The organism is Steroidobacter cummioxidans (assembly GCF_003104955.1).
In genome coordinates, this window is the sequence record NZ_LSRW01000024.1 from 1 (window position 1) to 10,713 (window position 10,713).

General features: G+C 55.4%; 5 protein-coding genes and 5 pseudogenes. 3 read left to right on the forward strand and 7 right to left on the reverse strand.

Annotated elements, in window-relative coordinates; translation table 11 throughout:
- Nucleotides 1-4: 4 nt before the first annotated feature.
- Nucleotides 5-511: pseudogene (locus D0550_RS14720) on the reverse strand (IS110 family transposase); the annotation flags it as partial.
- On the opposite strand from D0550_RS14720, the pseudogene D0550_RS14725 reads away from it, so the two are divergent.
- Both D0550_RS14725 and D0550_RS14730 read left to right on the forward strand, forming a co-directional pair.
- Nucleotides 473-726 (forward strand): annotated as a pseudogene (locus D0550_RS14725) (IS110 family transposase); the annotation flags it as partial. The pseudogenes D0550_RS14720 and D0550_RS14725 sit on opposite strands and share 39 nt — an antisense overlap.
- 224 nt (nucleotides 727-950) lie before the next feature.
- Nucleotides 951-3,197, forward strand: coding sequence for a N,N-dimethylformamidase beta subunit family domain-containing protein (locus D0550_RS14730; protein ID WP_153067176.1), 2,247 nt, complete (start codon nucleotides 951-953; stop codon nucleotides 3,195-3,197).
- 203 nt (nucleotides 3,198-3,400) lie between these two features.
- On the opposite strand, the gene D0550_RS14735 is transcribed toward D0550_RS14730, so the two are convergent.
- From D0550_RS14735 to D0550_RS14760, 6 genes and pseudogenes are all read right to left on the reverse strand, one after another.
- Nucleotides 3,401-4,555 (reverse strand): GNAT family N-acetyltransferase, encoded by a 1,155-nt coding sequence (locus D0550_RS14735; RefSeq protein ID WP_116809965.1) that lies wholly within the window; start codon nucleotides 4,553-4,555, stop codon nucleotides 3,401-3,403.
- A gap of 589 nt (nucleotides 4,556-5,144) precedes the next feature.
- Nucleotides 5,145-5,966: an IS3 family transposase gene (locus D0550_RS14740; protein ID WP_116809966.1), complete on the reverse strand. Its 822-nt coding sequence runs from the start codon at nucleotides 5,964-5,966 to the stop codon at nucleotides 5,145-5,147.
- A pseudogene (locus D0550_RS36835) lies at nucleotides 5,963-6,060 on the reverse strand (DUF1153 domain-containing protein); the annotation flags it as partial. The pseudogene D0550_RS36835 and the gene D0550_RS14740, both read right to left, overlap by 4 nt.
- 103 nt (nucleotides 6,061-6,163) lie before the next feature.
- Complete coding sequence (locus D0550_RS14750; protein ID WP_161965833.1) at nucleotides 6,164-7,432, reverse strand: DegT/DnrJ/EryC1/StrS family aminotransferase; 1,269 nt, start codon at nucleotides 7,430-7,432, stop codon at nucleotides 6,164-6,166.
- Nucleotides 7,433-7,981: 549 nt separating this feature from the next.
- On the reverse strand, nucleotides 7,982-8,482 hold the full coding sequence (locus D0550_RS14755; protein WP_206606298.1) for a 2-isopropylmalate synthase: 501 nt from the start codon (nucleotides 8,480-8,482) through the stop codon (nucleotides 7,982-7,984).
- Between the two features lie 644 nt (nucleotides 8,483-9,126).
- Nucleotides 9,127-10,156, reverse strand: a pseudogene (locus tag D0550_RS14760) (IS110 family RNA-guided transposase).
- 128 nt (nucleotides 10,157-10,284) lie between these two features.
- Here D0550_RS14760 and D0550_RS36840 point away from each other — a divergent pair.
- Nucleotides 10,285-10,598 (forward strand): annotated as a pseudogene (locus D0550_RS36840) (DUF1153 domain-containing protein).
- Nucleotides 10,599-10,713 lie beyond the last annotated feature (115 nt).

The following is a 10,713-nucleotide window of genomic DNA, read 5'->3' on the forward strand; positions in this document are numbered from 1 at the left end:
GCCCCTATGTCGTTGCCAATGGAGTTTCGGTGGTCGGCGGGCAGTAAAAAGTGCCGTCGCGAAGCATGGCGAAGAGCACATCGCAGCGCCTGCGCGCGAGTGCGACGAGGGCCTGATTGTGACGCTTTCCTTGACTGATCTTACGAGCGTAGTAGGACCTCGAGATGGGGTCTCGCAGTGCCGCGAACGCCGACAGGAATAGCGCGCGCTTCAGTTGTTTGTTTCCCCGTCGAGAGGGTTGCTCGCCACGGATCGACGATCCAGAGCGTCGCGTGACCGGCGCACAGGTCGAGCATCGCGGGATGATCCAGATGTGGACCGACGGCGCGCTCCAGTGCCGGATGGATCTGCGTGAGCAGGCCACGATGCGATTGCTGGTTTGCGTGATCTGACCGGCGAGATCGTCATCGAAGCCGCACAGCATCGTCAGCTCGGCGACGTCCTGATCAGCAATCTTCAGCGAACGAAGCGTGTGCGGCAGGCTGCTCGCACTCTGCCGCACACATTGCGCTCGCTGAAGCTTGCCGACATGACGTCGCTGAACTCACAATGCTGTGTGGTTTCGATGACGATCTCGCCGGGCAGATCACACAGACCAGTGATCGCATCCGCGGTCTGCTGACCCAAATCCATCCGCCGCTGGAGCGTGTCGTCGGTCCGCATCTGGATCATCCAGCAATGGTCGATCTGATCGATCGAGCCCCGTCGCCGGCGCAGATCCGCCGAAACTGAATGCGAACGCTCGGAGAAAATCGGCATCCGCTCGGGGTTAGCTATCAGACCATGGCGGTCTACCACAATAGGACTTAAGACCCACCGGAACACGAACGCATTCATCGCCATGTGTTCGCCACGACGCTTCATCGGCAGTGTCCCGGGGTGCGCTCGCCCCCCCCCTATTGGCACAAGCCCACCGATGCGCTTCGGCGGCGCCGTGGTCACGGAAAAAAATGACTAACAAAATTCGCAGGAAGGCACTACTTGGCTACGCGGATAAGCTAACCGCTCGGCCACGTGAAAAGATTTCCTTTAAAATCAGCTCAGAGAAGAATGAGCCGTACAACGCACAACTAGTTCGCCTGGTAAATGGAGACGTGCATTCACCGACAGCGACCTACAAAGAGATCGAGATCGACTCTCCCGTGAATCGAATGTATTGCGGTCGCCATCAGCGCATCGCAGCTGGCTCCTGCATTGTCGTCGATCGAAAGCACCTTGAGGACTCAACAGATCAAATGGCTGTTGCACTCAACGTGTATCCGACAACCCCTCTCCACGGCGAACAGCACTTGATCTGTCGATGGAATGATGTACTTCATAGCGGATGGACGCTCCACCTCAACAAACACGGCCATCTGTCACTGAGAATCCGCGCTCGTGGAACATCACTATCTGTTTCCCTCGATGCTCCATTGAAACAGAGGCAGTGGTATCACGTGGCCGCGAGTGTGAACTGGACAACGTCGCGTGCTCTCATAATTTGCGCGCAGAATGAAGGCGCGGAGGTTGTTAGTAAGCATGGCATTGGTAGAAGCACTATTACAGAGTGTCGGAACGACGCCGATTCTGAGTTGCTTATGGCGGCAGCGCTCGGGGGACGTGATGCGCTCGGTCGAGTCATACCCGTCGGGTGCTTCAATGGCCGAATCGAGGCTCCGGTCATCTATGCAGGGATGCTCACGGACCGCGAGGTCCGAGACGTCCTCCTGGGGGCGCGACCAACACACCTAACCCGCCAGCTTCTTGCCGATTGGGATTTCAGTCGGGGAGCGGATGGAGACATAGTGTACGATTGTTCCGAAAACGCAGCACATGGGCGCACGTACAACTTGCCCCTGCGTGCTGTTCGGGGCACCCGTTGGAACGGTACAACGATGGAATGGCCGAACGCTCCTGAACAGTACTCTGCCATTCACTTTCACTGTGACGACTTGTATGACTGCGGCTGGTTGACCGACATTGAACTTTCGATTCCTGACAACCTCCGCAGCGGCATCTATGCACTAAGACTTCGAAATGCTGCCTGCGAGGAGCACATACCGTTCTTTGTGGCGGCGCCAAAGCGCTCCCCACAGGCAGCTATAGCACTCTTGATCCCAACATATACGTACCTGGCCTATGGAAACTTCCATAACATGGAAGTTGGCCGAAAGCAGACTGGGATGTCACTAACTGACTATTATAGTGACAAGATCAACATGATGGGCCCAGGGAGCCAGGAATATGCCGTCACCATTGAGGAGCACTATGACCTCGGCCTTTCTTTATATGATCAGCACATTGACGGCAGTCCCGTACACTTCTCTTCTTGGCTGAGGCCACTACTTAGCCTGAGACCGAAATCCATTCTATGGACGCTCTGCGCCGATCTTCTACTGACAGACTGGCTAGAAGAAAAAAACTTCCCGTACGATGTGATTACCGACGAGCTAGTTCATCAGGAAGGTCTAGGCCTGTTGAAGGAATATAGAGTTATTATCACTGGCAATCATCCGGAATACTATACGACTGAACAATTAAAGGCCGTCGCCTCCTACCCAGTCAATGGCGGACGGCTAATGTACTTGGGTGGCAATGGTTTCTACTGGCGGATCGGTGTGCACCAGCGCTTTCCGGCGGCAATTGAGGTGCGCCGAGGCCGAAGTGGCACAGCCACACACCGCTCTGGGGTGGGAGAATCATCTCTTGCATTTACGGGCGAAGTGGGAGGGATATGGCGAGACTTAGGACATCCTCCTCAGAAAAGCGTCGGAGTCGGATTCATAGCGCAAGGAGCCGGGTCATCGTACTACAGAGTGCTTCCGGAAGTTAGGGACGGCGCAGCTGCTTTCATGTTGAAAGGAGTGGATACCGACATACTCGGCAATTTTGGAATCTTCGGGGGCGCGGCAGGACAAGAGATTGATAGAACAAATCTCGAATATGGCACCCCAGACAATGCGATCATCGTGGCGCGATCGGAGAACCACGCTGACGAAATGCTGTGTGTGATTGAAGAAATGTTAGGAAACTATCCCGTCCCTGAGCATTATCGTTCTTCAATCAGTGCAGAAATGGTCTTATTCTCTTGTGCGAACAAAGGCGCCGTATTCTCCGTCGGCTCGATGACATGGTGCGGCAGCCTTGGACACAACAACTATCTTAACAATATTTCCGTCATCACAGAGAATGTTCTACGACACTTCCTGGAGGATTGATAGCATATGAGCTTCACACATAGTCTATCGCCAATCAAAGGCGATCCTCCGCGCATGACTCTATCAGATTTGAGCACGGTCGGTGTCGCCCCAAACCTGCGCCTGCTCATCCGCATCATCATCGCCAGAAAGAGATCAAAGCAATATCAAAGCAATGCAGATCGGTTCAGGCAGAGCGCTCAGGCGATAAGCACAGGAATTTCTCAGAACGGCTCCGGGCACCATGGCTTGCGATCCCACGCAAATACCTCGTCGGCTCTATGCACAGCCCCGCGGATTTGTTCATGGACGCGGCCGCTTTTCATCAAATCCGAGAACGTGAACCCACCGAGATACACGGATCCGAGGTCCGCGATGTCGATCACGAGATCAGGCGAGGTTGCGGCTCTCGACACACCACCAACCCCCACCCTCCAGGTGTCGTCATTATGCGGCAACAAGCGATCATTCACACGGATCACGACGCACCCACCGCGTAGCGCGCGCGCTCTCAGAGCCGCCTCCACATCAATAATTCGAACCCAAACACCATCTCGAATGCGGCAGTTCGCTCTCCGTATGTCCTTCAGCATCAGAATAAGCGGATGGTCCACCGGCAAGTAGGACGCCTTAACAGCCTTGACCAGATCCATGCCAAGCAAATAGCGCAAAATATTAGCATAGCCTTCGACGGAGGAAGCAAGCGCTTCAACGACTTCCACCTCGCAAGCGTAACTGTCTGACGAAGCATCCGGATTCACAGTGTAGAGTGCGTAAGCACTATCCCAGACAGCAAAAAAAAGATCGGGATTGGCTAAACGCGTAGACCACCAATCCTCGCCGCGAGAGAACATCCCTGGATGATCCCTCCAGAGCTTGGCGTAGATTGCTGCGACGCGCTCATGTGCCTCACCTCGATCGACAAGCCTCACATTGTTCAATGATCTCGGAGGATCTCTTAGCTCACTTACTCCTTTCTCGATCGCGACGCGCATTGCTAACGATGCCATTCCGTAACCATATCGGCCATATATCGCCGCTTCAGATGGCCAAAGATATGCAACCGACTCGCCGCGCCTGTGAGCATCTTCTAGCTGGACCTTCTGCAGCCTTGTCATGATACCGCACCGTCGATGCGACGGCAGCACACCTGCGCCGAATATCGCCGCGGCCGGAACAGTACCCCCAGGCACCGCGAGTATGTGATTATAAGCGCCCGCGCATCCCACAAGCGTGCCCTCAGCGTACGCGACATGCGCTCTGTCCAAATCGATGAGTTTCGCTAGCTGCTCGACATACTTGGCCGCGGGCCTTCTGCCGAACGCAGTGAAGCACGTTCGCGCAAATGCTTCTATGTCTGATGTCGTCGAGATTTCCATTTCTCGCTCTCCGTTGGATCTGTCTCGTATGGCTCTCGAAAAGACGCCCACAGCGTTAGGGATGTATATCGAAGCCAGCGGCCGTTGAACATGAGAATGAGCTTCTCAACAGTCCTTTCGAAGGATCTCCGGTTGACATTGAATGCCCCGCCAAGGCGACTGCGCGCTGCTTGACGACCGTCAACACGCAGCATGTTGTTGATTATTAAGCAGATCGCATGCCCTCCCCGGGAGTGCCGTTCCCATTGCAGACACCTGGACAGCGCCCCCCCCGTAAATCAATACGGCGCGCCGAGGACGGATCATTTCAAGGAACAATTGAGCATGCAGGTTTGGATTATTCATCACAATGGAGTGACCTCAACATACAGAATCGTTAGACCTTCATTCCCGGACGACCAACGCTCTCCGATCACGAGCTTCCGAACGGAACCTGCCGCTTCGGATCGATGCTCTAACCCGTCTGGTCCAGCCATCGGCCTCCGCGCACTCATGAGTTCGATAACTTCGTAACGCTCGACACCGCACGTCGGGCTCAAGATCAGGTCGTCAGCGCACACATGTAATGACCCACCGATTTCTGCTCAGGTCATGCTGCTAATTTGAACGCCTCAGCGGGCGTTCTCATGTCCAATGCCTGGTGTGGCCGCTGGTTGTTGTAGAAGCTGATCCAGTCGCTGATGACCCGATTTGCATGCTGCAGCGTTTCGAACCGGTGACGATGCACGCATTGGTCCTTCAGCGTGCGGATCACGCGTTCGACCATGCCGTTCTGCTCCGGTGAGCGCGGTGTGATGAACTCCTGGCGAAGCCCATAGCTGCGCACTAGCGCGGTATAGCTGCGGCTCGTGAAAACCAGGCCATTATCCGAGCGAAGCAAGAACGGCGCCGGTACGCGCCCCAGTGTGCCGAAGCGCGCGATCAGCGCTTGCTCGAGCGCTGCCTCGGCCGTACGCGATCGGCCGCTCCGAGACAGATGCCATCCCAGCAATTCTCGGGTGCAGCAGTCGATGACGAGCGCGAGAACCGCCCAGCCATCGCGGCCGCTCCACGCTCGACACAGGTCCGTCGCCCAGCGCTCGTGCGGCGCGCTTGCTACCGATGGTAGAGTTCGAATCCGCGGCCGAAAGCCGACAGGCCGCTTGCGTACCTGCCAATACCTCAGCTGGAAAATGCATTGGACGGTGTTCTTGTTGAACTTCAGCAGATACGCCACCGTGCGATAGCCGAACGAGGGATTTTCCTCGATCATCTGCTTGATGGGTCGAGCGAAGCGCTCCTGCACCACCGGAGGCTTCTTCGTCGCCTTGTAATACACGGTACGACGAGGAATGCCGAGCCAGCGGCACAGCTGACTGATCGAAACGGTGTAGCCATCATCGTGGAGTCCCTGGCGGATCGTTTCGATCACTTCTCGTCCTCGCCCAGCAGGGACTGCATTTTTTTCGGGCACGCAGTTCGAGCATGGCCTCACCGTAGGCCTCCTGCAGATCCTTCACGCGCTGCCTAGTCGAATTCTATCGAGGATGCAAAAATGGCCCGTTGACGCTCAGCAAGAATCGACAGACCTAGCCCTCGGCCTGACCCAGTGAGTAGTGCGGATCAAGGTTACTCCGCCACCGGTTGAAGCTTTTCGACGCCGGCGGGCAGACTTCTCGCATACCTTCGCAGCTCATCGGGGCTGCTGATGACCTTTTCGATTGCGTCGGCTATGCGCTCGATATGAGTTCTATCGAGCCCCAGGTATGCGTGCAGTACCCACAGCATGCGCGAGCAGGCTCGCTCAGTAACCGGACAGGGCTGATCGATGCGATATTCCTCCGGACCAAGGTTGAACAAGATGAAGCGGTAGATCGGGCCTTCGCCAGGAATAAGAGTTAAGCCTTCGGCCTTTATCGCCGCATGTATGACGCCCACGGGGATGTCCGCGTACATGGGATCATCGAAGAGCATTACCCACCCAAAGTAACCTTGACGATCAGCCTTGCGCCCAGGCACCTGAAAACGGATCCTGGTACTCTGGCCGAGCCGGTCCTCCAGATACCGTACCGCTTTGCGATATCGCTCCAGACGACTGTCGAGCGACATCAATTGCTCCGATAAAATGACTGAATGGAATGCTGTAGCGCGGAAGTTGTAGCAAGTGAGGTCGCGGGGAGGGCCACTTTTTGCCTCTCGCGGCAGTTCCCCGAAACCGTAACCTATCTGCTTCATCCGGAAGAGCCGGTCGGCCGTGTCGAAATCATTGGTAATGCAAATTCCGCCTTCGCCGCTCGACATGGTCTTGGTCTGCTGAAAACTGAATGAACCGACGTCACCAATACTGCCAATTCCTTTTCCATCCCAGATGCCCCCGTGCATATGCGCACAGTCCTCAATGACCCGAAGACCGTGACGCCGCGCAATGGCCATAATTCTGTCCATATCCGCCATCGATCCGTAGGCATGGACTGGGATGATCGCCTTCGTCCGCTCAGTAATTGCGTTCGCAATCTTGTCAGGGTCGATGCAGAGCGTATCCGGCTCAATGTCAACGAACACAGGGCATGCGCCGACGTGACGCACAGCCATAGCGGTCGCATACCAGGTCAGTGGCGCTACGATTACTTCATCACCCGGCCCTATCCCGTAAGCCCCAAGCGCGCATTGCAGAGTGACCGTCCCGTTGACTGTGAATATTCCGTACCGTGCGCCATGATGCGCAGCGAAGGCTTCTGTAAAAGCTGGCTCAGCGTCGTGGAATGCTGTCCATCGCCTCGAGAAGTAGAGCTCCTGAAGCTTGCCTGCCGTTACTTCATCCGTCGGGGGCCAGATCGAACTAAGCTCGAGCGGACACTCGAATACTGGTCGACCGCCGAGTAACGCGAGATTCGACATGATAGTTCTCCTTGAGCTATGAGCATACGTCCGTTGTGGCCAGCCACCGCTCATTTCTGAAATAAAATTGGCTAGTGGACTGCCAGATACTGATGATGAGTACGTGAGTTATCATTATTTATCTTCTCCTGCCAGGAGGCTCTGGATCCGGGACGGGGTACTGCGGAGCGATTGTCAATTATATGAACCGCCCCTCTGTAGCAAGTCGTGAGTATAGGAGTATGACCGCTTTCCCCGAACAAACGTTCGAAGCGTTGAGGCGAAGACACTTTTGGAAACCCTCGCACGTCTCACACGCGTCGTGACACACGTTGACGCTCTCATGAATAGCTTCGCAATCGCGGAGCTAACAAATGGCTGATAGCTAAATGTGTCAATCATCGTGTAAGTTCGGTGTCCTTCAGTACGCTGCAGCTCCTCTCTCGCGGATGACCAAGCATCGCAGCTAGCTTACGGTCGACCGGGTGATCCCCCATCCACGCCCCCTGTGCGTCACATCAAGCGCGCCTCCAAAAAACGGCAGATCCATCCTACTAGTTTGGCCTATCTCTAACCCGGTGACGCCGCCACCAACATCTCATCTTTCAGGACACCTTGATTGAGAGCATGATTGACGGCGTTCAGAATGGCCTTGATCTGCGCCGCAACCACATTCTCATGGTCACCAAGGCCACAAGCAGTCTCGCCATTCGGCATCGATATCTCCACGAATGCGACGTTGCCCGCCCGCAACGTGTCCGCGCATGTGCTGCAACAGCGAACCTCAAATCTTAGACCGAGTGCATCTATGATAGCGCTGGACACATCTTTGCCGGTACCGCGCAGAATCAATCCCTGTCCATGAAATCGGAGCTTCATCGACAGCTCGGTAGAGCCTTCCTGCAGCACGAATGAGTCATGCGTAACGTATACATAGGCGCCATGAGCTTCCTGATGTTCGGCGAAGAACATGGACCAATGTGTTTTCGATAGCCGCTGGCGCCAAATACTTGCCACATCGGACCTTACAAGATGACCAATCTTCTTTGCGATGTGAAGTGGCAGATGCATCCCGCAATCGCAGTGAAGCCTGTACGCAAGGCGCTCAGTCACCTCTGCTTGCATTGCTATCTCGCCAGATTGTTTGTCGCGACACATATGCGGGAGTACGACATTACCCTCTCCACGGATCGCTTGATCCTTTGCTTTACCCCAACTAGAGCGGGTGAGTCCGTTGATTCATTCTCTTTACGAACCCTGGAAGTTCGTTCACGCGTATAACTATGAAGTACCTCCCGAGCACTCAGCCCCTGAGATGGATAGTATGTTTCAAATCTGGTTAGAATTCGGCGAGATCTTCGACGAAACAAAGCGATTGGTAACCAGTCTTGAACCTCTCAAAGGAGCGTCAACCCTTCGACAATTGCGCCAGCATGTAGTGCCCATACATAGAGGATCCCCTGTTTCTGAAGTGAGCTCACCGCGGCGATGGTTTTAGCAAGGTGGGTTAGTAGCCATACATTCGAACTCATGTGCAGCTCGTCGGCTGCGGTTCCTGATGGTTTTCGCTGACCAGGGCCTAAAAAACTGAACTGCACTCCGGAGTGCGGGGTCACTACCAGGCTGCCCGGTCACGGTCTTACCTGTCTTGCCATCAACGGTTTCGTCGCCTCAGCAAATCGTGGGTTAGTTAGGGTAGATGCGATGATTCGCCCTCATGCGGTCTGGAGCGGCCGCTCAAAATTATCGTCATATCTTCTGTCGCGTGCTAACAGCGCCCAAACTATGCGGGCGTTCTTGTTGGCCAACGCTACGGCCGCGATATTGCGATGACGCCGCTCAACGAGATTATTAAGCCACAGCTCACCAATTGGTTTCCGATGCGCAGTACGGAGTGCGGATCGAGCTTCGTGAATCAGTAGCGTGCGCAGATACGAATCGCCGCGCTTGCTGATTCCAAGCAGCTTCGGTTTGCCGCCGGTGGAATACTGCCTGGGCACCAACCCGAGCCACGCGGCGAGTTGCCTGCCAGTGCTGAACTGCTTGGCGTCTCCGATCGAAGCAACGAGCGCGCTGGCGGTCAGAGGGCCGATGCCCGGGATATCCTCGAGCCTACGGCTGAACGCATTGTCTCGATGCCAAAGTTGGATCTGGCGCTCGAGCTCCTTTACTCGTTGATCCAATGATCCCAAATGGTCGAGCAACCCCAGTATCAGCTCTCGAAATACTCCTGGTAACCATCCGGCGGCCTCATCGAGTAGCTTCGGCACGCCACTGCGCACTGACGAGATCCGCGCAGGCATAACAAGTCCGTACTCCGCAAGTAAACCTCGGATCTGATTGGCTTGCGCTGTACGCGACTTCACCAAGCTCTGGCGAACTCGATGCAACGCCAGTGCCGCTTGCTGCTCAATGTATTGGAGCGAATCGCATCGTGGGCCGCCTCACTGCTTCGCAAATGGCCTCTGCATCCGCTGCGTCGTTCTTATTGCTCTTCACGTACGGCTTCACGAACTGAGGCGCCATCAGGCGCACGCTATGACCCAACCCTTGAAGCTTCCTCGCCCAATGATGCGCACTCGCGCAGGCTTCCATACCGATTAGGCAAGGAGGAATTTGTACAAAGAATGACATCATCTGCTCTCGTCGCAACTGCTTGAGCAGAATAGGCCGCCCTGAGTCATCGACCCCGTGAACCTGGAAAACAGTCTTCGCAAGATCAATCCCGATGACGGAGACAGGCATGGAGAAACCTCATCTGTTTGAAGATTGCTCTTCGATCTTTGCATAGCGTGCAGCGCAGGAGAGAGACCGGGGAGCGTCCATACCATTACTGAATTCCTGCTCAGGTGTTAATCTAACTGGAGAGACACTTGAGCACATTGATGGACGACGAGATCAAACGCTGGACAGCGCGCCGTAAGAGCGCGCTGGTTCTGGAGATCATCCAAGGCAAGACGACGATCGCCGAAGCGAGTCGAGCCTACGACCTACCACCCTGAGAGATCGAGAAGTGGGTCGATGATGGCAAGCGCGGGATGGAGAACGCGCTGCGAGCCAATCCACAGGATCTTCGCGAGCAGTATGAGAAGCAACTGAAGGATCTGCAGGAGGCCTACGGTGAGGCCATGCTCGAACTGCGTGCCCGAAAAAAATGCAGTCCCTGCTGGGCGAGGACGAGAAGTGATCGAAACGATCCGCCAGGGACTCCACGATGATGGCTACACCGTTTCNATCAGTCAGCTGTGCCGCTGGCTCGGCATTCCTCGTCGTACCGTGTATTACAAGGCGACGAAGAAGCC